General features: G+C 68.9%; 14 protein-coding genes and 2 pseudogenes. 4 read left to right on the forward strand and 12 right to left on the reverse strand.

The genetic code is table 11. The features are described from left to right. The 5 genes from LE548_RS07060 to LE548_RS07080 all read right to left on the reverse strand — a co-directional run. Positions 1-1,003, reverse strand: a 1,003-nt coding sequence (locus LE548_RS07060) for a plastocyanin/azurin family copper-binding protein (protein ID WP_225095792.1), incomplete at its 3' end; no start/stop codon positions are given. 51 nt (positions 1,004-1,054) lie between these two features. After that, positions 1,055-2,389: a CopD family protein gene (locus LE548_RS07065; protein ID WP_225095793.1), complete on the reverse strand. Its 1,335-nt coding sequence runs from the start codon at positions 2,387-2,389 to the stop codon at positions 1,055-1,057. Positions 2,390-3,903: 1,514 nt separating this feature from the next. Beyond that, positions 3,904-4,326 carry an arsenate reductase ArsC gene (locus tag LE548_RS07070; RefSeq protein WP_225095794.1) on the reverse strand — a complete coding sequence of 141 codons (423 nt, stop codon included), beginning with the start codon at positions 4,324-4,326 and terminating at the stop codon, positions 3,904-3,906. 30 nt (positions 4,327-4,356) lie between these two features. Further along, positions 4,357-5,091: an MIP/aquaporin family protein gene (locus LE548_RS07075; RefSeq protein WP_225095795.1), complete on the reverse strand. Its 735-nt coding sequence runs from the start codon at positions 5,089-5,091 to the stop codon at positions 4,357-4,359. Next, positions 5,088-5,462, reverse strand: coding sequence for a helix-turn-helix transcriptional regulator (locus tag LE548_RS07080; RefSeq protein ID WP_225095796.1), 375 nt, complete (start codon positions 5,460-5,462; stop codon positions 5,088-5,090). Before LE548_RS07080 ends, LE548_RS07075 begins: the two co-directional genes overlap by 4 nt. A 105-nt stretch (positions 5,463-5,567) precedes the next feature. Here LE548_RS07080 and arsM point away from each other — a divergent pair, with 105 nt between their 5' ends. Continuing rightward, complete coding sequence (gene arsM, locus LE548_RS07085) at positions 5,568-6,461, forward strand: arsenite methyltransferase (protein WP_225095797.1); 894 nt, start codon at positions 5,568-5,570, stop codon at positions 6,459-6,461. A 460-nt stretch (positions 6,462-6,921) separates the two neighbouring features. On the opposite strand, the gene LE548_RS07090 is transcribed toward arsM, so the two are convergent. The 3 genes and pseudogenes from LE548_RS07090 to LE548_RS07100 all read right to left on the reverse strand — a co-directional run. Continuing rightward, the gene (locus LE548_RS07090; protein WP_225095798.1) at positions 6,922-7,677 is read right to left on the reverse strand and encodes a hypothetical protein; all 756 of its coding nucleotides are present in this window, start codon (positions 7,675-7,677) and stop codon (positions 6,922-6,924) included. 453 nt (positions 7,678-8,130) lie between these two features. Further along, positions 8,131-9,140: pseudogene (locus LE548_RS07095) on the reverse strand (serine hydrolase domain-containing protein); the annotation flags it as partial. Next, a pseudogene (locus tag LE548_RS07100) lies at positions 9,076-9,339 on the reverse strand (glycosyltransferase); the annotation flags it as partial. The pseudogenes LE548_RS07095 and LE548_RS07100, both read right to left, overlap by 65 nt. 301 nt (positions 9,340-9,640) lie before the next feature. Between LE548_RS07100 and LE548_RS07105 the strand changes: the two are divergent. Then, positions 9,641-12,313 carry a glycosyl hydrolase gene (locus LE548_RS07105; protein WP_225095799.1) on the forward strand — a complete coding sequence of 891 codons (2,673 nt, stop codon included), beginning with the start codon at positions 9,641-9,643 and terminating at the stop codon, positions 12,311-12,313. Positions 12,314-12,395: 82 nt separating this feature from the next. Here LE548_RS07105 and LE548_RS07110 read toward each other — a convergent pair whose 3' ends face one another. The 3 genes from LE548_RS07110 to LE548_RS07120 all read right to left on the reverse strand — a co-directional run bounded on the left by LE548_RS07110 (position 12,396) and on the right by LE548_RS07120 (position 17,508). Beyond that, positions 12,396-12,764 (reverse strand): acetyl-CoA synthetase, encoded by a 369-nt coding sequence (locus LE548_RS07110; protein ID WP_225095800.1) that lies wholly within the window; start codon positions 12,762-12,764, stop codon positions 12,396-12,398. 359 nt (positions 12,765-13,123) lie between these two features. Continuing rightward, positions 13,124-15,037, reverse strand: a complete 1,914-nt coding sequence (locus LE548_RS07115; protein ID WP_225095801.1) for an exo-alpha-sialidase — start codon at positions 15,035-15,037, stop codon at positions 13,124-13,126. An 86-nt stretch (positions 15,038-15,123) separates the two neighbouring features. Continuing rightward, positions 15,124-17,508 (reverse strand): hypothetical protein, encoded by a 2,385-nt coding sequence (locus LE548_RS07120; RefSeq protein WP_225095802.1) that lies wholly within the window; start codon positions 17,506-17,508, stop codon positions 15,124-15,126. Between the two features lie 327 nt (positions 17,509-17,835). On the opposite strand from LE548_RS07120, the gene LE548_RS07125 reads away from it, so the two are divergent. Beyond that, positions 17,836-18,375, forward strand: a complete 540-nt coding sequence (locus LE548_RS07125; protein WP_225095803.1) for a hypothetical protein — start codon at positions 17,836-17,838, stop codon at positions 18,373-18,375. A 612-nt stretch (positions 18,376-18,987) separates the two neighbouring features. Here LE548_RS07125 and LE548_RS45350 read toward each other — a convergent pair. Then, entirely contained in the window at positions 18,988-19,122 is a 135-nt protein-coding gene (locus LE548_RS45350) for a hypothetical protein (RefSeq protein ID WP_263635822.1), read from the reverse strand. A 348-nt stretch (positions 19,123-19,470) separates the two neighbouring features. Between LE548_RS45350 and LE548_RS07130 the strand changes: the two genes are divergently transcribed. Beyond that, the gene (locus LE548_RS07130) at positions 19,471-21,222 is read left to right on the forward strand and encodes a peptidoglycan-binding protein (RefSeq protein WP_225095804.1); all 1,752 of its coding nucleotides are present in this window, start codon (positions 19,471-19,473) and stop codon (positions 21,220-21,222) included. Positions 21,223-21,225: the final 3 nt, after the last annotated feature.

Genomic DNA, 21,225 nt, shown 5'->3' on the forward strand with positions numbered 1-21,225 from the left:
CGGCCCAGACGGTGTGCATCTTGACGTAGGCGTCGGGGTTGAGGATGTCCGAGATCTGCTGGCCCAGGGACTCGTCCAGGTGCGCGGAGTTGATGTGCTGGAGAAGCACCGTGAGGGTGTCGTCGCCGACGGAGCCGGCGCCGTTCACGGCCGGGGTGAGGATGGACTCCACCCAGACGGTGTGCATCTTGATGTAGCTGTCGAGGTTGAGCGCGTCCTGGACCTGCTGGCCCGGGGACTCCTCCAGGTGAGCCTTGTTGATGTGCTGGAGGATCGGCAGCAGGACCTGCTGGATGCTGACGCACTGCTCGCTGCCGCCGTCCCCGCTGCCTCCGCTCGTACCGCCCGAGCCGCTGCTGCCGCCGTGCGAGCCGCCGCTGGAGCCGCCGGAGTTCGATCCGCCCGTGCTGCCCCCGGTGGAGCCGCCCGTGGACCCACCGGGGGAGCCGCCGGTCGAACCGCCCGTGGAGCCGCCGGTCGAACCACCGGAACCGCCGGTCGAACCGCCCGTACCGCCGCCGCTGTCAGCGACGACGGTGATGGAGGCGGTCATGTCGGGGTGGACGGCGCAGTAGTACTTGTACGTGCCGGGCTTGGTGAAGGTGTACGACCAGCTGTCGCCCTTGTTCAGGGTGCCGGAGTCGAACGTGGCGGGGCCGCTGGTGGTGGTGACCGTGTGCGGAGCGGAGTCCTCGTTGATCCACTTCACGGTCTGGCCGGCCTTGATGGTCAGGGCCTGCTGGGCGAACTTGTAGTTCGTGATCTTGATGGTGTAGTCGGCCGCCTTGGTCTGTGCCGCAGCCGGCTGCGCCTGGGCGATGGAGTAGGCCTCGGCTGCCGGAGCGGCGGTGGCCGGAGCGGCGGCGCCGCTGGATGCCTGGAGAAGGCTCAGACAGGCGACGGCTGAGAGGCCGGCGCCCACGCCGGTGGCCAGCAGTACCCGGTTGCCGGCCCGGGATTGCCGGTGGCGTGGCGGAGGTGCGGTGGTGTCGTCGGTACGCATGATCGTGCGTCTCTCCTTGTCAGGTGAGGGGGGTGGGGCAGAGAGGGCTGGTCAGCGGCCGGGGGCGGACGTGACCAGCAGACTCGTCGCGGCGAGGACGACGAGGACGAGCCCCGTCTCGGCCGCGACCGAGTAGACGAAGGGCCGTACGGTGGCGCGGTCACCGCGCAGCAGTACGGCGATGTCGAGCCGGGTGCGCACCCAGCTCCGACTGCCCTGAGCGATGAGCAACACCGCGGCCAGGACGGCGAGTTTGAGCAGCAGCAGATGGCCGTAGCCGGTGTGGAACAGGGCCCCGAACGAGCCGACGACCTGCCAGGCCAGAACCGCGCCGGCCACCGCGATCGCCGCCACGGACACGCCGGCCAGCGTGGAGTAGCCGGAGACGACGGCCGACAGCTCCTCCGGGCGGCGCCTGGCCAACACCCCGAGGAGCAGCAGGGTCAGCCCGCCCAGCCACACGGACACGCCGAGCAGGTGCACCAGGTCGGCCACCGCGCCCCACCCGGGATGCGTGCCTTCGGCGTTGTGGCCCGCCATGCCGGCCGTACGCAGCAGCCCGAGCGTGACGGCGAGGGCGCCGACCCGCCAGCCCGGTGAGCGGGCGGCCCGCTCACCGCCCTGGAGCAACGCGGCGAGCACGATGGCGGCGAGCACCCACATCAGCACCCGGCAGGCGGCCACGATGCCGACCTCCGTGCCCAGCAGGTCCCGATACGTGGTCAGGCGGTACGCGTCGCCGAGAGTGCCCATCGCACCATACGCACCCTGCAGTCCCGGTGTGACCAGGCTTGCCGCGAGCCCACCCGCCCAGGCCAGCGTGAGGATGCGGCGGGTACGGCGGTCTTGGGCACCCTGTGGCCAGAGAAGTGCGAGGAAGACGAGACCACCGACGTAGAGGGCGAGGGCGAGGTATCCGGCCCAGCGGGCGGCCGCCCAAGCCTTGCGCACGCTGTCAGAAGGCGTGGGTGCGGCCGCGGCGTCATCAGAGGGGGAGGCAACCTTCGTCTTCGCGGTGAGGGGGAAGAAGAGCGTCCCGGAGGCCGGATGACCGTCCTCCATGTCTCGCACCTGCCAAACCAAGGCGAGCCGGTCCTGCCCGTCCATCCTGGGAACGGAGACCTCGACACCATTGTCCCGACGATCACCGTGGTCCGGACGGGACAGAGCGAGCCGATTGCCACCTGCGGTGACGCGGACGCCGGGCAGGTCGACCGGTTCGCTGAAGGTCAGCCGTACCGTGGCCGGTGTGTGCGTGAGCCGGGTGCCGTCCTTGGGCGAGGAGGACACCAGCTCGGTGTGAGCAGAAGCGGCTGGAGCAAACAGCAGCAAGGCCACAGCAGCGGCCAGCGCGGTGGTCCACAGGCGCACAGCATGGTGTCTCACCGGAGCACCTCCGGCAGTACCGAGGGTGACGGTGCAACGTCTACGCACAGCGGCGAGAGGTCGGTGCTCGACGGTGACGAGGAGGGAGAGGGCGCCGGGAAAGCGGTGCCTCCAGAGGCGTCCGGCCCGAGCAGGCCATCCAGTAGGTCGGTCAGCGAGGTGAGTGTGCCCTTCAGCAGCGGCTGGACCAGGTGCACCTCGCCCTTCTGGCAGCCGTCCGACGGCGTTGGAGAAGGGCTGGGGGAAGGCTTCGGTGAGGGGGAACGCGACGCCGAATCGGAGGGGCCGGGCGTCGGCATCCAGCCTCCGCTTCCGCCGCCTGCGTCTTGCCCGCCGTGCCCGTCGCCAGACGACGTGTCGCTTGCGATCGGACTTCCGGGACCGCCGCCTCCGGCCCAGGAATAACCTGATGAATCGGCGCCCCTGTCGCCGCCGGGGTTGCCGGGATCCCCGGACGCCGTCCCCTGTGACGGGTCGGCGGAGGCCGACGGGGCCGGTGCTGCCGGCGGTGCTGCTGTGTCTAAGGTCGTGGGTGCGGGAGCGCCGATGCCGGACGCGTACCCGAGTACGACGATCACCGCGGCGACCAGGGCACCGGCCACTATCTCGTCGCGATGGTCTCCCGGCCAGGACGCCCTGGCGAACAAGGACATGGCCCCTCCTGACGCTGTGCGTGAAAGGCAGTGCCCAGGAGTGGACCGGGATGAGGATTCCCGGCCGCTACGCGTCAGTTAATCGCCCGTTTCATTGCCTCATATTCGCCCCCTATCCGACTGTGAGAACGGACCTCCCCACCCCAATCCGCGCAATGCATTCCGTGAAGAACATGGCGTGTTCGTGAATTCGAACGCGCTCTTCATTTATTCGTTCACTGAATCACCACGCATGCATATGCAGGGCATCGGCATCACTCACAGGTGGCTTGAGCTCGCTTGCCGGCCGCGGCTTCGATCTCGCTCCCGTATGCGACTTCACGCGGCGGGGTGACGCGCCCAGCCCGGTCGTCGACAGCGCCTCGTGGATCGTGCACCGGCCGGGGTTCCTGGACCATGGATCCGCCTGCCTGTCCGTGACGCTGGTCAGGGCTCGTACGACATCTCCCCATGGTCCCGTGGGACGACGTCGACCTCGGCCTGCCCGCACTCATCCTGCGCACGAAGGAGTACGCCGCGCTGTGCGAGCAGTACGCGGCCGCTGTGCGCCGGTGGCTCTGTCGCCTGCGGTTGGGGCAAGGGCGCGGGTACGATCGGGGTTGTCTTCGCGGAGGTATGTGCGCATTATGTGCCGTGTGGGCGTTACAGGCGATATCTGGAAGTCCCAGAAAATTCCCAGAGGACTCCCCTTGCCCGTGGCCACTCTTTCGGTTCTATATAGGGGTGTCGGTGCGGCGTGGGCTGGGTAGCGCGCACGCATCGCTCGCGCATGGGACGCCACTGAGCGGCAGGTTTCCGCCCTACGAGCAACACGACAGGTCGGTAGCGCGGTGGCACTCCCGTCGGCCTGGCTCGATGTGGTCAAACCGCCGCAGGGATGCCGAGGTCGGCCAATAGGTCGCGGACCCGCTGTTCGATGGCGTCCCGGATCAGCCGGACTGCGTCGACACCCTGCCCGGCTGGGTCGTCCAGCTGCCAGTCCAGGTACCGCTTGCCGGGGTAGACGGGGCAGGCGTCCCCGCAGCCCATCGTGATCACCACGTCCGAGGATTGCACCGCCTTGGTGGTGAGGGCCTTGGGCGTCTCGGCGGAGATGTCGATGCCGACCTCCGCCATTGCCTGGACGACGGCAGGGTTGACCGCGTCGGCAGGGGCGGAGCCGGCCGAGCGAACCTCGACCTGGTCACCGCCCAGGTGGGTGAGGAAGGCGGCGCCCATCTGGGAGCGGCCGGCGTTGTGGACGCAGACGAACAGGACCGAGGGGCGCGGGGCGGGGGTGTTCATGGCAGGCGTCTTTCGGGAGAGCGGAGTGGATCAGGAGGAGGCGAGTTCTGGTTCGCCGTGTGGGACCACGACCTCATCCCCGGCGGTGGCGGGACGGCCGTACACAGCGATGACGGCGCCCACCCCGAGCGCGACTCCGGCCAGTTGGGCAGCGATGAACGGGGCGACGGAGGCGGGGGCGATGCCGGCGAAGGTGTCGGTGAAGGCCCGGCCGATGGTCACTGCCGGGTTCGCGAAGGAGGTGGAGGAGGTGAACCAGTAGGCGGACCCGATGTACGAGGCCACGGCCACCGGTGCGAGAGAGGCGTTGCCGATGCGTTCGAGTCCGAAGATGAGCAAGATCAGCCCGGCCGTGGCGACCACCTCGCCGAGCCGCAGGTGAGAGGCGGACCGGTCGTGCGTGGACCACTGGACCAGCGGCTTGGCGAACATCGCGTCGGCCAGGATCGCCCCGCCAATGGCCCCGGCGATCTGTGCGGGCACGTACGCGGCCACGTCTCGCAGGGTGAGGCCGTCGGCTTTGCGGCGGCCGGTGAACCAGGCGGCGAGGGTGACGGCCGGGTTGAAGTGCGCGCCGGAGACCGGCCCGAGCAGGGCGATCAGCACGCCCAGGCCGAAGACGGTGGCGAGGGAGTTGGCGAGCAACTGCACGCCCACGTCGTGCGACAACTCGGTGGCCTGGATCCCGGAGCCGACGACGACCGCGACCAGCAGCCCGGTCCCGATGGCTTCTGCGGCGACACGTCGGCCCAGAGGCGCGGTCACGCGGTGGCTCCGACGGTCTGCGGCGCGGTCAGGAAGGCGGCGAGCCGGTCCAGGACACCGGGCAGCACCCAGTAGTACACCCAGGTCCCGCGTCGTTCGCAGTCGATGAGCCCGGCCTGCCGGAGCAGCTTGAGGTGGTGGGAGATCGTCGGCTGGGACAGCTCGAAGGCCGGCGTCAGCTCGCACACGCAGACCTCGCCGCCCTCGCCACGCGAGGCGATCATCGACATCAGCCGGAGCCGGACGGGGTCGCCCAGGGCCTTGAACACCTTCGCCAGCTCGGCCGCCTGGTCCTCGTTCAGCGGTGCTGCGGACAGCCCTGCGCAGCAGGCGGTGCCCTGCCCGATCACCTCAAGCTCTTGTTTCGACATGTCTCTATGTTGACGTTTTTCGATTCAAGGCGCAAGGTTGCATCAATGAACGTCAATACAGGCCGTTCCGGGGTACCGCCATGCCCCGTCACCTGGGAGTGAGTCATGACCGAGCAGTCCACTGACCTGCGTGAAACCGTCCGACAGCGCTACGCCGCCGCAGCCGTGAAGGTCACCGAGGGCGGCGCCGCCTGTTGCGGGCCGGAGCCGGTCGAGGTCGACGAGAACTTCGGTTCGACGCTGTACGCCGCCGACGAGCGCGACGCACTGCCTGCCGAGGCCGTGGCCGCCTCCCTCGGTTGCGGCAACCCGACCGCCGTCGCAGAGCTGCGGGAGGGTGAGCGCGTCCTCGACCTCGGCTCCGGCGGCGGCATCGACGTCCTGCTCTCGGCCCGACGCGTCGGCCCCACCGGCAAGGCGTACGGGGTGGACATGACCGACGAGATGCTGGCCCTGGCCCTTGCCAACGCCGAGAAGGCCGGCGCGACGAACGTCGAGTTCCTGAAGGGCACCATCGAGTCCATCCCGCTGCCCGCAAACACCATGGACGTGGTGATCTCGAACTGCGTGATCAACCTGTCCGTCGACAAGTCCGCCGTGTTCGCGGAGACCTTCCGTGTTCTGAAGCCAGGTGGGCGTATCGGCGTCTCGGACGTCGTTGCCGACGACTCACTCAGCCCCGACCAGCGTGCCGAGCGCGGTGACTACGTCGGTTGCATCGCCGGCGCTCTCTCCTTCGCCGAATACCGCGCAGGGCTGGAAGCCGCCGGGTTCACGGACATCGAGATCACCCCGACCCATACGGTCGCGGACGGAATGCACTCGGCGATCGTCCGGGCCACCAAGCCGATGACGGTCGGTACCTCTTCCGAGGGTGCCGAGTCGGCCGATGCCTGCTGTGGAGTCAACGCCTGCTGCACTTCGGTCGAGACCTCAGCCGACCCTGCTGTGACCGTCGGCGAAGCCAAGACGGCGTCGGGATGCCGATGCCAGAACTGAGGTCGCACGCGCGTAAGTGAGTGGCACCGGCTGCAGGCTCAGTGGCCGTCGCGCCGGGCCTGGTCCATGGCCGCGGCCGCCGCATCACCGGCGATCCTCTCCTGGTCCTGACCAACCGCCACTCGGTCCTGGGCAGGGCTGCCCAACGGACCGCGCTATCGCGTAGCCGCCACCGTCGTAGTCGTAAGTTTGGCGGCCATGTCAACGATCCTGCTCGTTCAGACTGTCCCGGGCTGGCTCGGCTTGGCATGCTTCTCCCCGCCCGGACAGGCGACGTGGAAGTCCTCCCACTCGTGCAGCGAATGGGGGCGGCGGGGCGCTGACCTGGGGTTTCTCGGTGAAATGTGCGTTGACCTGCGGAAACTCTCCTCGGTAGTCTCACGGGTCAACGCCGTTTCCCAGGCTCATGTGCCCTGGATGTGTCCTCGGCGACCATGACCGTCGAGGGTCGACAACCGGATCAGTCGGCGACGATGTTCGCCGTGAGGATGCGGACGGCTTCACGAGTGTTGTCCGCGGCGAAGCGGACCTCTCGCACCTCCTGGAACGGCTTCCCGGGCTTGGGCGCCACAGAGTACGGCTCGCGCAGCTTGACGCTCAGGGTGGTGGAGTCACCGATTGGCATCGCCAGGATGCCGTCGTTGATCTGGACGGCCCTGCGATAGCCGCTGTGCTGGGTCGTGCGGACCGATTCCACGAGGTCAAGCGGGATCGCGATCTGCACAAAGTGGGCGAATCGCAGCACCATTTTGCCGTCGCCGACGCTGTGCGGGCGGATGGACAGTGCCGCGATGAAGCCGAGCACCCAGAGGGTTCCGTAGATGGAGAGCGCCAGCAGGATGATGCGCACCACGGACCAGGGTACGAGGAACTCGACGGCGAGGATCTCCAGAGGCACGAGAAGCACCATTGCCCACATGATTGGCTTGATTTCCGAGCCGTAGGTCAGGATCTGGTGGCTTTCCGGTGTGTCCGACTTGCGGCGGATCCAGCGCCAAAGAGCGCGGAAAAGGCCGAATTCCATCCCCATCGCCTTGGCCGCAGGGGCAGGCAGCACGGTGGATAGCGCCTGGTTGAGGGCCTCCTGCCCGTCGGCCCCCCGGCTCCGGGAGGTCTTGTAGGCCCGCGTGGCAAGGGTGAATTCGGTGATCACGATCCCGGCCAGGAGGAGTTCGAGTAACAGTCCGACTGCCACCGCCTCGCCGAGGCTGAACACGCCGGTCCATACCAGGCAGACCTGGGCGAGGACAACGGTAGGTGCCGCCCATCGGGCGGTGGTCGCCAGGAACCTCCGCAAAGTCAACAAACCTTCCTCTCGGGGGTGTTAGGTTCACTGGTTATTATCCCCGCTGGCTCTTCGCGGCTAAGCGACGCGAAGACCCGTACTGACTGCTTTCTTTCGCAGACGCGGGCCGAAAAAGAGAGCTTTCCGGACGAGCCGCACTCACTGTTTCTGCCAGTCCCCTTCCACGACAATCCAGTTCTCGCCAGTGAGCTTCTGTTCGAGGAAGGCGCAGGGAAGGAGGCCGTAGCCCTGGACCCCCAGCCGGTTCCCCAGCTGTTCCGGACGCGGAAGGCTCCCGAGCCGGTACCCCGGTCGTAGGGAGCGGTGTCCGCCTCGTCGTCGTAGCCGGTCAACAGCACCACATGAGGTCCCATTGCTTAAGGCGAACGCAAGCGCGCGGAAGGCGTTGCGGACGTCGGTCAGGGGCTGGCGGTCGCGGGTGTAGTAGAGCTTGTTGGCCAGCAGTACTGCCCACCGTCCTTGCTGGGGCGAGATCCACATGCCGGTGCCGGTGAAGCCGTAGTGGACCCAGATGCCGTCGGCGAGGTGCGTGCCAGGGGCGGGGTGCCAGAACAGGCCGCGTACAGGATCAGGGTGCCGGTCTGGACGCTCAGCGACTGCCTGGTCCAGGCCGGGCCGAATCCGGCTCGCCCCAGGCCGGTCGAGGCGTCCAGCGTGTAGCGCAGGAAGACGGCGAGGTCGTCGAGGGTGATGAAGGCGCCGGCGATGCCACACACTCCACCCAGGAGCCGGGCGGAGAAGTCGTGGGCGGTGCCCTTGAGGTGAGTGTCGGTGTTCTGGTCGAGTTCGGTCGGTGCGCACCGTGCGGCGATCTCGGCGGGCAGTGGTCCGAACCGGGTGGAGTCCATGCCCAGTGGCTGCCAGGTCCGCTCTGTGGCGAGCTGGTCGAGGTGCTGACCGGAAAGGTGCTCAGCGAGGTATCCGAGGATGAGGGCGGCGCGGTCGGTGTACTCGACGGCCTCGCCTGGCGGGCGGTGCAGGGCCTCGTGAAGGACCCCGTCGCGGACGTCCTGGGGATCGGTGCCGTAGAGGTTCTTGAGCTGGGCGCGGAGCGGTACGCCAGCGGTGTGGGCCACCAGTTGACGGGCAGTCACTGCATCGAGCGGGTGCCCATCGACCTCGGGCCAGAAGGTACCGAGCGGAGCGTCGAGGTCGAGCTTGCCTTCCTCCCAGCGGGCGCCGATGGAGGACCACACGGCGAGGATCTTGGTGAGGCTGGCGGCGTCGAAGACAGTGTCGGGCCGCATCGGCACGTCCGGCTCTTTGGGGTCGAGGACCCCGGTGGCACCGTGGGCGCGGGTGCTGGTGGAGGGCCTGGTGCAGGGCTGCGACGTAGCGACTGAAGGCGGGACCCTCCAGGCACTTCCCGGCCACCGCCAGCAGGTCGAGCCCGGTGGGGAGGCGGTGTCCGGGAATGGTGGGGGTCAGCATGAAGGCCCGTGAGGGGATGAGGGGCTTGTCGCCAATGTAGAGGTCGAGGAAGAGTTCGACGCTGCCGCCAGGGCTGCCGGCCGGGAGGTCGAGGAAGGTGGCGGCCAACGGCCCTGCGGCCGGGTGTCCGAGGGGACTCACAGTGCTCCTTGGCACCGCCCTGTCCCGAGCGCCGGTCGCATGCCTCTCCCTCTACGATGTGACCATCGTGGTTGCCGGGCGATGAGGGCCCGTGCCACGGCATCACCGAGCCTCGCCCTCGCCAGCGTCCGCTGATTCACCTCAAATAGCGGCCATTATCGGGAAGTTCGCGTCCATGCGAGCCAGAAGGTAAACACCGCGCCATTTTTTCCCGTGAGCCCTATGTGTGGCTGTTGTGGTCACGCCAAGATCCCCTCTGTGCCGGGGCACCCCCATATGCCCGGCGCAGGGAGGAGAGGGCATGTTGCCCCCGAGGCACCAACGACGGTTCATGACCTGCACCGTCGTAGCCGCCGCGTTCGGACTGGTGAGCACCCAGGCGTTCGCGGCGTCCACCGACACCAGACCCCGGCCCTGGCAGGCGCGCCACCAGGCGGCGATGGGCCGGCAGCACATCAAGGCGGTGAACGCGGGCCATGGCCTGACCCCGTTCGCCGCGGAGGGCGACGACGGCGGCGCAGACGAGGCGGAGAACTCGGCCGAGTCGACCGCCCAGTTCACCGAGGCCCGCACCGCGCCCGGCGTGGTCGCACCCGGCGCCTACGGGGCTGCCTGGCAGCAGCTTCAGTCCATGCGGCACACGGCCGGTGGCTGGGACCACGTCACCAAGAAGGCGTACAACTCCGACGACCCCCGCTACCGCGATGTGAACTCCAACTCCAGTGGCGGCGCGGGCGATGTGACCGGCCGGATCACCGGCATCGCCGCCGACGACCAGGGCTATGTGTACGCGGGCGGCGCCAACGGCGGTGTCTTCCGGTCGACGACCGGCGGCGGGCACTGGAAGCCGATCTCCGACAAGCTGCCGTCCCTGTCGACGGGCACTCTGGCCTTGGACGGCCAGAAGCGGCTCTGGTACGCCACGGGCGAGTCCAACACCGGGGCCACGTCCTTCGTCGGCACGGGCGTGTACCTCCTGAAGGACCCGCGCCACGGGCAGTTCCAGCCCGGTGACCGGGTGGGCGGCGCCGAGCTGGAGTCCACGGTCATCCACGCGCTCCGCTTCGCCGGCACCAAGGTGTGGGCGGCGACCAGCACTGGCGTCTGGTCGCACTCCACGACCACTCTGTCCGGGCCGTGGCAGCACGAGTTCGCCCCCAACCCGGACTATCTGCCGGGCGGTTCGAAGGCGGACGACCCGAGCGCGCCGTACAAGAACATCGCCAACGACATCGCCGTCGACCCCAAGGACCCCTCCAAGGTGCTCCTCGCGGTCGGCTGGCGCGGCGGTGACACCTACAACGGCCTGTACGCGAAGGCGGACGACGGCAGCTGGAAGCCGGTCAGCGGACTGGGCGACCTGCCCACCACCAGCACCGACGTCGGCAACATGACGTTCGCTGCGGCGGCCGACGGCTCCCGCCTGTACGCCATCGACCAGTCGCCGGCGCAGATGGCCGCCAACCCGGACAGCGGGCTCAAGGGCGTGTACGTGTCGAAGAACGGCTCGCCGTTCGGCCCCTGGACGCTGATCGCGGACTACACCAAGCTGAAGGCATCCGGCTCCGCCCTGCAGAGCGCGGGCTACATGCCCGGAATCCAGGCCTGGTACAACCAGTTCCTCCAGGTCGACCCGGCAAACGCCGACCACGTCTACCTCGGCCTGGAAGAGGTCTTCGAGACCAAGAACGGCGGCCAGAGCTGGACCGTGCCGGGCCCGTACTGGAACTTCCCCTTCCCCTGCTGGAGCATCGACCCGGCCAAGCAGACCGGTGACTGCTCGCCCACGACCCACTCTGACCAGCACGCGGTCGCGATCGGCAGCTACAAGGGCAAGACCTGGGCGTACGTCGGCAACGACGGCGGCATCTACCGGCGCCCGCTCAACGGCGCGGTCGACTCCGGCGGCCACGCCAAGGACTGGCAGTCCCTGAGCGATGGCACCCTCGACACCCTCCAGTACTACTCGGTGGGCGTCGGCAAGGACCTTGCCAATGGCGGCGTCTCGGTGACCGGAGGCCTGCAGGACAACGGCCAGTCGATCCTGCGAGGCCACGACAAGGTCATGGGCTCGAACTTCGGCGGTGACGGCGGAGACACCATCGCCGACCCCGCCAACGGCTGCAACATCGCCGCCGAGTACGTGTACCTCGACATGTGGGTCACTCAGAACTGTGGCGTGAACGACGGTTCCTGGTCGACGGACCCGTCCAAGGCCACCGAGTACGAGATCGCCCCGCCGGACAAGGACCAGGGCGGCGCGGGCGCCCGCTTCATCGCGCCGATCGCGGCCGACGCCAAGAACAGCAGCACCTGGATCGCGGGTGGCCGGCACGTGTGGGTGAACACCAAGGGCTACGCCATCCGCTCGGGCAAGGAGTGGACCAACGCCTTCGACCTCGGTGAGGGCCACGTGGCCACGGCCGTGGCGTCCTCCGGCGGCACGGTGTACGTCGGCTGGTGCGGCCCCTGCAACAACCAGGGCTTCACCCGCGGCATCGCCGTCGGCAACGCGGACGGCACCGGCTGGCACCAGCTGAACCTCCCGGTCGACGGCACCATCCCGAACCGCTACGTCTCCGGCTTCGAGATCGACCCTGCCGACGCCCAGCACGTCTACGTGGCGATCAACGGCTTCTCCCGCCGCTTCACCGAGGGCCCGGGCGCCGGCGTCGGCCACGTCTTCGAGTCCAGGGACGGCGGCGCGAGCTGGACGGACATCTCCGCCAACCTTCCCGACGTCCCCGCCGACACGGTCAAGCTCCTGCCGAACGGCGGCCTCGCCCTCGGCACCGACCTGGCCACCTTCTACCGCCCCGCCGGCGCCACGAACTGGCTCGTCCTGGGCCACGACCTGCCCACCACGGCCGTCATGCAGCTGCGCCTCGGCCCCGACGGCACGCTGTACGCCGCCACCCACGGACGCGGCATCTGGTCCTTCGACGTACGGCGCCTCAAATGCCGTAAGGACTGATCACGACCCGAACGCCCGTCATACGACGACGGCCGGTGCGCACCCCGTTCCCGGGGACGCACCGCCCGTCCGGTGTTCGGGGTCACTGCACCGAATAGGCCGCCACACTCAGCCGCAGTGTGAACAGCGGCGCGCTCGCGGGACCCCAGGTCACGGTCACCGCGCCCATGCGGGCGGCCCGCACTGTGACCCGGGTGACGCCCTGGCCGTCGGTGGCGGAGGAGGTCACCAGCGCCAGCATCGGGTTGCTGCTGCGCGGCTGCGGCCAGGAGCCCTGGGCCCGCGGCTTCAGGACGACGGTCACCGTCGTACCGGACCGCACGCACAGGCTCTGGGTGGAGGCGTCTCCGGATGCATGGGTGACGGTGGCGGCGCCGGCGATGCAGCGCGGTGACGGGGTGGCCGTAGCAGGGGCCGTCGCGGTGCCCCTCGGGGGCGGCGATGCAGTCACCGGAGGCGCTGTTGTCGACGATGCGGGGGACGAGGCCGGAGGCTCTGTCGTACCGGTACCGTTCCTCGACGGTGTCGTGGTGTGCGGGTCGGCGGAAGGGCGCGGCGGCGTCGAGTCGGATCGTGAGCCGCCACCACTGCTACCGCATGCGGTCAGAAGACAGGCGACGACAACCAGGGCGGCCCCGAACCACGGCCGTGCGTGCCCCAGTCTTCGTCTACGCTGCTCCAGCGCCACAACTGCCTCCTCGCCTCGCCGCCTGCCTCTGTGACGTTCAGCCTCGGCGCCCGGTTCCTGTACCCGGATATAGATGATGCGCCCCAGCGTTGCCACCGGAGCGCACCATGAGCCGTCCTGGATCAGTGCCGGGTCGGCAGGGGCTTGGTGGTGTGCGGGGTGTGGGTGACGGTGGCGGCGCCCCGGGTGGTGGAGGCGGCGCTGCCGCCGGTGACGGTGAGCGGGCCGGCGGTGTAGAGGGCCTCGTCGAAGGCTTGCCCGCCCGCAGGTGCCTTGCCGACGGCGAAGACGGAGACCGCCTTGCCGTTGGTGACGGAGGTGGAGAGGTAGTCGCCGACCATGCTGCCCTGTGTACTGCTGGCGATCTGGGACAGGGACATGGGACCGGCGACCGTGGCCGGGCTGCTCCAGGTGCTGCCGCCGTTGGCGGAGGAGATGTAGCCGACCTCCAGCTGGCAGGTGGAAGCGGTGCAGTTGGCGTTCGGGTAGAAGTAGTAGTAGAGGCCGATCTTCGCCGTCGTGCCGGCGGTGGCGTGGTCGACACCGATGCCGGGGATGAAGTGGTCGACGCCGCTGGTGGTGGCGTCGATGGGGACCCGGGTCACGGCCGACCAACTGGTGCCGTTGGTGGAGGTGGCGTAGACGATGTCGTTGGCCGGGCAGCCGGTACGGAAGCGGCAGTCCTGCCAGGCGACGTAGATCTTGCCCGAGGCATCGATCTCGGCGGACGGCAGACCCTCACCGTCTCGCAGGTTGCCGGCCACAGCGTGGCTGGAGACGTTGGCGATCAGGGTGCTGGTCGACCAGCTGGAGCCGCCGTTGGTCGAGTTGAAGGCGTTGACGGAGCTGCCGTTGGCCGAGTAGGGCACGACGACGGTGCCGTTCGGTTGGACGAGGGGCTGGCCGCCCAGGCCGCTCGGGCCTCCGGATGGTGCCGCTGGCGCCGACCAGGTCGCGCCACCGTCGGTGGAGTGGCTCATCACCACGGCATTGCCCGAGGAGGTGATGTCGACCTCGACGTAGCAGGTGCCGTAGTACGGGCTGGAGGTGGAGTTGTCGCAGACGATCCACTCCTTGTCGTAGCCCTGGCCGTCGTTGCCGACCGCCATCACCGGGTTCTGCCAGCTGAGGCCGTCGGCCGAGCGGCTGACGCTGACGCCGGCGCCGTTGACGTTGGAGTCGATGACCAGTCCGGCCACCAGCCAGGTGCCGTGCTTGGCGTCGTAGGCGACGGCAGGGTCGGAGACGCGGGCCCAACTGCCGCCGCCCTGATAGGTGGTGATGCCGGGGAGCATGCCGTGCTGCCAGGTGGTGCCGCCGTCGGTGGAGGTGTTCCAGCCGATGTCGGAGGCGCCGCCGTCGGTGAACCGGCCGACCTGTGAGGAGGCGACGATCGTGTTGCCGTACGCGAAGGTGTCGGGCTCCAGCTCGGTGGCGTGCTGGCTGGAGGTGTTGGTGAACGGGTCGGTGCTGATCTGGGTCAGACCACTGGGCGGCGGGGCCGTGGTGGTGAAGGCGACGTCGTCGTACAGGGTGTAGGTCGGGTCTCCCGCGTAGTTGTCGTCGTGGCTGATCAAGGTCAGCCTGTAGCTGTGTCCCGCGGTCACGGCTGAGGTGACCTGCTGCCAGCCCTGGCCGCTGGTGCATGTCTTCGCCAGTACGGTCGTCGTGGTGCCGGCGGTCGTGTCGGCCAGGGTGGCGGTGGCCCAGTCGTAGGTGACGGTGTCCGGGCAGGACACGTCGTACCAGAAGGACAGCTGGGTGGCGCCTGCCGGGGTGGTGAAGGTCTGGGTGATCGAGGAGTCGCCGTTGGTGGGTGAGGTGCCGCCGACCCGGGCGGCGTACGTTCCGCTGTGGGCACCGGAGTTGACCACGGACGTCGTACCCGTGCTGGTCCAGCCGGTCAAGCTGCCGGATTCGAAGCCGCCGTTGGACACGTCGGCCAGCGCGGTATGCGAGGCGAGGAGAAGTCCGCCCAGGGCGAGCAGGGCGGTGGTGGCGGTCGCCACGGATCTGCGGACAGCAGTGCGCGACATGAAAAGACCCCTTGTCGTCTGGGGGTGGGGGTGGGGTGGGCCGACGACGCACAGGCGACGGCCCACCCGGGGGACGACGCCGTGGATCAGGAGACGGTCACGTCGTCGTAGAGGGTGTAGGTGGGATCGCCTGTGTAGTTGTCGTCGTGGTTGATGAGCGTGAGCGTGTAGCTGTGCCCGGCCGTGACGGAGGCGGTCTTCTGGGTCCAGCCGGAGGACGACACGCAGGTCTTGGCCAGCACGGTGGTCGTGGTGCCGGTGGTGTTGTCCTTGAGCGTGGCCGTCGCCCAGTCGTAGGTGACGGTGTCCGGGCAGGTCACGTTGTAGTAGAAGCCGAGCTTGCTGGTCCCGGACGGCGCGGTGAAGGTCTGGGCGATCGAGGAGTCACCGCTGGTCGGCGAGGTGCTGCCGAGCTGGACCGCGTACGTCCCGCTGTGCGCACCGGAGTTGACCACTGACGTGGTCCCCGACGACGTCCAGCCGGTCAGGCTGCCCGTCTCGAAGCCGCCGTTGGTGATCCCGCCGCCACCGCTGCCGGAGGTGACGGTGAGCGCGTAGGTCGCGGTGTGGGTGGCGGAGGCGCCCGTTCCCGTGACGGTGATGTTGTACGTGCCCGTCGGCGTCGACGAGGACGTGGCCACCGTCAGCGTGGACGAGCCGCCCGCGGTGACCGAAGCCGGGTTGAAGCTCGCGTTCGCCCCGCTGGGCAGCCCGGACGCGGACAGGCTCACGGACTGCGCCGAGCCGGAGGTGACGGCCGTGGAGACCGTGGTGCTCGCCGACGAGCCGGCGGCGACGCTGGACGAGGCCGGGCTGACGGAGACGGAGAAGTCGTTGCTCGCCGTAGAGCCGCAGTTGGGCAGGGTGAAGGAAGCCAGCCTGGTGTGCCAGTTGAAGTTGCCGTTGGCGGGGATGTACTCGTTCGTGTACCAGAACGTGCAGTCGTCCGTCGGGTCCACCGCCATCGAGGTGTAGTCGCCCCAGCGGCTGTAGCTGGTCTGCGACCCGCCGCCGGTGATCGCGGTGACCTCGCCCTGTGTCATCGAGCCGAGGGTGTCTCCGGCCAGACGGCCGGTGTAGCGGATCGACGGATGCACCGAGGAGGAGGACTGCGAGTAGCCGAGGGCGATGTTGCCGACCTTGTCCTCGGCGATCGACCCCATCCAGCGGTAGGCGGAGTCGGGGGCGTACGTCCCCTGCTGGTACACCGTCGGATTGCTGCCGGACATACGCAGCTCGTACCAGCGCACGCCCACTGAACTTCCCGCCGTGACGGCATGGTTGACGACCAGTGACTCGTGGTCGCCGAAGTTGCGGTAGGCCAGTCGGAACATCAATCGGTCGGAAAGAGAGTCCAGTTGCTGACTGGTGCCGCTCTGCGGGATGCAGGTGCCGGAGCTGCCACAGGCGGTGGTGTACGACGCCACGGTCAGCGTCGAGGGCCCGGTGAAGGTCGAGTTGGCCGGAGTGGCCCAGTCCGTGTGGAACTTCCAGTACGCCAGCGTCGTACTCGTCGTGCCCAGGCCCGTCATCAGCTCGGGCTCGCCGGACGGCGGGGCCGTCGAGCCGTCGAGGTCGGCGCCGAGGAGGCCGCCGTAGGAGGAGGAGGTGGTGAAGCACTGCTGAGTGGCGCTCGCGCCGGTGAGCATGGCCGACCGGTTCAGCGCGCACGCCTCGGCGTTCAGGAAGCTGCCGGCGGGGGTGAACATGTTGTACGTGATGTAGTACGCGTCTGGCCACACCGACAGCTTCGGGTAGTCGGGGAAGTTGGCGTACTGGAAGGAGTAGCGGTTGTACGTGCCCGTCGCGTCTGCGCTGGTGGAGACGGCCACGCACTCGTAGTACGGGCCGGATGCCGAGGAGACGTTCGCGAACTGCGTCACCACCCACCGGCTGGCCAGAGTGTCCCAGCGGACGACCGCGTCGCCGTCGTTGGTGGTCTCGCAGGAGCCGCCGAACCCGGACCACAGCGTGCTGGTGTTGGTCGGAGCGAGGACCGTGGCGCCGCTCTTGGAGTACACCGCGTACGCGGTGTTGACCGTCTCGACGATCTGGCTGGAGCCGACGGCCGAGTTCGGATCCGGCGGCACACCGGTGATCGAGTAGTTGCCGGCGCCGATGCCCTCGAAGTTCGTTCCCGTGGAGGGCGCGGAGGGGCCGCCGGGGCTGGACTGGACGACCGGGTCGGGGATGGGGGACGCGGGCGGATGCGGCAGCCGCGTCTCGCCGGGGTCGTCGCCCTGTTCCTTCTTGCCGCCGTGGCCGTGGTGCGCGTGTGCGGCCATGGCACGCAGCGTCTGGGAGGTGTCGTGCCGGACGGCGGGGCCGGTGTCGGCCGAGCGGTGGGCCGCCGGGGTGTGGGGCGCGGGATCGGCCTGGGCCCCGGGAGCGGCGAGCCAGAGGGCGGGAACTGCGGTCAGGATAGCGGTGAGCGCGGCTATGCGGCCGCGTCTGCGTCTGGATCGGGACACTGAACATCCTTTCGGACAGCCGGAGTTCGACCGGCATGTGGGGAGGAGAAGGACGTTCACGCCGATGGAGCGCGTGTTCGCAATCCGGGATGGTTGCACCGGACATGTCACGCAACAAGAGAGATGCAGCCTGCGTGGCGCAAAGCAACCGAGAATTTACAGAGTGCAGTCAACTCACAGTAAAAACACAGGGTTTCCTCTGTATCGTCAAAGGGATTTCCCTGTTGTCGCCCGTAACGGGAGCGTGAGTGCCCGCCGGACCGGGGAACGGATCGCGCGTCGGCTGCGTCCCACCGTCGGCCTGTCCCAACTCCGTTTGGGGGCACCGTGAGATACCGCCGTACCGGAGCTTGTTCGCTCGCCGTTGTCGCGCTCATTGTTTCAGCCGCCGCCTGCGCGTCCGGCACCGGGGCGCCCGGACCCACCGAGAAGGAGCCCACAGGGCCGTCTGCCTCCGGCTCCGCCATCAGCGGCTCAGCATCGTCCGGCCCCTTCACCCCGGAGCCCGCCAGTACGCCGTCAGCCGGCACCGACGGGTCCACCACCCGCCGGTGCCTGAGCGGCACAGTCACGATCCTCTACCCCCCTGCCGACAACCCTCTGCGCACCACCTGCGCCCACGTCGGTACGACGATCCGCATCACCCTCAAGCCGCCGCCCAACTACCGCTGGGCACCGGTCACGAGCTCGCAGCCGAAAACAGTCAGCGTGTTCGACGACCACCTGGCACCCGGCGGCACCCGGTCCGCCGGCGCACGCGCTGCTTCTCCGGGCACCGCCACTCTCACCTCGGCCGGCACCTACACACCCGACCCGCACGGTCCACCCTCGCGGGCCTGGCGACTGACCCTCACCGTGGTCCCGTAGCGCGTCGTACGCCTACGACGGCCCGATGTCGACCAGCAGCCGCCACAGCAGTGTCTGCGGCCCGAACCGGTCCCCGCGAAACGACGACGTCGACCGCAGCTCCGCCTCACCGGCACCCACAGCCATGACCGTGGCCCGTACAGTTCCGTCGGCCGTTTCCGCCGTGATCACCGTCAAGGGACCTGCGACCACCTCGACAGGCGTCCATCCGTATGCGGGTGATCCGTGCAAGGTGATGACGACCTCGTCGCCCACCCGCACATGCAGTGGCGACCCCGGCGGGTCGCCAGGACGGTGGACTACGTCCACGTGCCTTGCCTCGTCACGCGCCACGTCACGAAAGCTAGCGGCAGTGCTCTGTTACATGAAGGCGCGGACTCGGAAGGTGCCGCCCGTTTCTCCGTTCAGCACCGACGGCTGGAGTCGCTTACTGCACCGACTGTCGGTTGTGCTGCGGGCGCTGGGGACGAAGTGTGCTGCCTCAGCTGCGTGACCCGCGCCCGGGAAGGATCCCGGCACGCCGTCAGACACTCCGAGCGACGAAGGCAGGCCACCGCCGAACGCCCCGGACCGTGCCGTACCGGTCTGGGGCGTTCGGCAGGGTGTACGTGTTCAGCGCGTGCGGGCGAACGCCGAGCCGCTGAACTGTACGTCGGTGACGGCGTGCAGTTCGATGGCATTGGGTGCAACGCCGGTCTGGCCATGGTCGAAGTCAAAGAAGCCGATCCCGGTGACGGTGACGGGCATGTGGCCAAGGGCATTCGGTTCGGCAGCACAGGAACCAGGGCCCCGAACACCACAGCGGCCGACACGGTGTAGCCCTGGCTCAGCCGGTTCCAGCGCCCTCGGCGCGCCCGCGTGCCCGGCCGCCCACTGGCGCGCGGTGGGATCTTGCCCATGCCGCCGCATGTGCAACTCGCCGTTGTGGCCGCCGAGTTGCACATGTGGACGATGTGTGGAGACCGGCCTGGCCGACCGATGAAAGTCCTGAGGGCCGCGTGACGCCGGGCTCCGGGTGTGGCTTTACTGGGAGTCACCCATGGACCGGCGCCGGGATCAGGCGTGGCGGTGATCAGGGTAACGGGAGGACTGTCGATGGCTTACGCCAAGGGATACGACGTATCCGACTTCCAGTCGGGTATACCGGGGGACGCAGGCTTCGTCTTCATCAAGGCGACCGAGGGGGCGCACACCGAACAGAGCGGCTACAAAGCGAAGTTGGGCGAGGCCCGACGACGCAAACTGGTGGTCGGGCATTACCACTTCCTGCACGCGGAGAACGCCGTGGCGGACGAGGTGGACCACTTCTGCCGGGTCGTCGGCCATGTGCCGCCGGGCGAGCTGCTGGCGCTGGACTTCGAGCCGTACGGCCAGAACGTGAGCGACGGGCACGCGACCCAGGTGAAGAACGAGTGGCTGGCCGCGGTGAAGCGGCACTACCCGGACAACCGGGTCGGCCTCTACGTCGACCGCGACTTCTGGTTCCGGACCGACGACAACGCGGGTGACTTCCTCTGGATCGCGGACTACGTCACACCGGGCGCGCCCAGGATCCGGGCTCCGTGGAAGTTCCACCAGTACAGCGACCGGCCGATGGACACCGATGTGTATCACGGCACGATGCAGCAGCTGCGGGAGTGGGCGGGCGCCGCGGCGGCGAAGCCGGGCCCTGCGCCACAGCCCAAGCCGCAGCCCAGACCCCAGCCTTGGCGCGGCCTGCAGTTGGTCTCGCGCGCCGAATGGGGCGCCCGCCCCTGGCGGGAGCCGAACGGATCGATCCCGTACCACGAGCCGCGCAAGGGGGTGAAGATCCACTACCTGGGCACGCCGTACACCTTCGGCCCCCACTCCACCTGCGCAGCCTATGTGCGTCGCATCCAGGCCGGGCACATGGACTTCGACAAGTGGTCCGACATCGGCTACAGCTTCGTGGTCTGCGAGCACGGCGTGGTCTTCGAAGGCCGCGGCCTGGAGCGACGCAACAGCGCCAACGGAAACGTGCCACTCAACGAGGCGCACTACGCGGTCTGCGGGCTGGTCGGCTCCTCCGGATCCACCTCGCCCACCTGGGACCAGCTCAACGGCCTGCGGGACGCGATCGAGTACTGCCAGAAGCACGGCCCGGCCGGCCCGGAGATCAAGGGCCATCGGGACGGGTATGCCACCGACTGCCCCGGGCCGGTGCTCTACGCGTGGGTGCGCGAAGGGGCGCCGAGGCCGTCGGGCTCGGGCGCGAGCCCCCAGCCCCAGCCCCAGCCCACTCCGAAGCCCCAGCCCAAGCCCACTCCGAGCCCCGAGCCACCGACACGCCGCCAGGTCACCATCGGGGGACTGCACTACGGATACGGCGCCAACGGCATGCACGTCACCGCGGTCGGCCGGGCGCTGGTCGGCGCCGGGTTCGGCAAGCACTACCACGACGGCCCCGGCCCCGAGTGGACCGACGCGGACACCCTCAACTACGCCGACTACCAACGCAGTCTCGGCTTCTCCGGCGCCGACGCGGACGGTGTCCCCGGTGAGCGTTCGCTGCGTTCCCTGCTGCACGGGGCGATCCCGCTCGCCACGGTCGCGCACGCCAAGGTGGTCGACTCGGCGCGGCACGACCCGGGCGCCCCGCAGGGCGCCACCAGCAACCCGGACGATGTCTTCACCGTCGAACTCGCCCTGGCGGACGAGCAGCTGCTCGACCGCGAGTGGGTCGACGGCTCCTTCGGCACCAAGACCGTCACCGCCTACTCGGAGCTCCAGAAACGCTACGGCTACACCGGGATGATGGCCGACGGCATCCCCGGCAAGGACTCGCTGACCAGGCTCGGCCATGCGCACGGCTTCGCCGTCGAGTGACCT

This window comes from Streptomyces sp. CoH27 (assembly GCF_020181035.1).
GTDB lineage: Bacteria > Actinomycetota > Actinomycetes > Streptomycetales > Streptomycetaceae > Streptomyces > Streptomyces camelliae.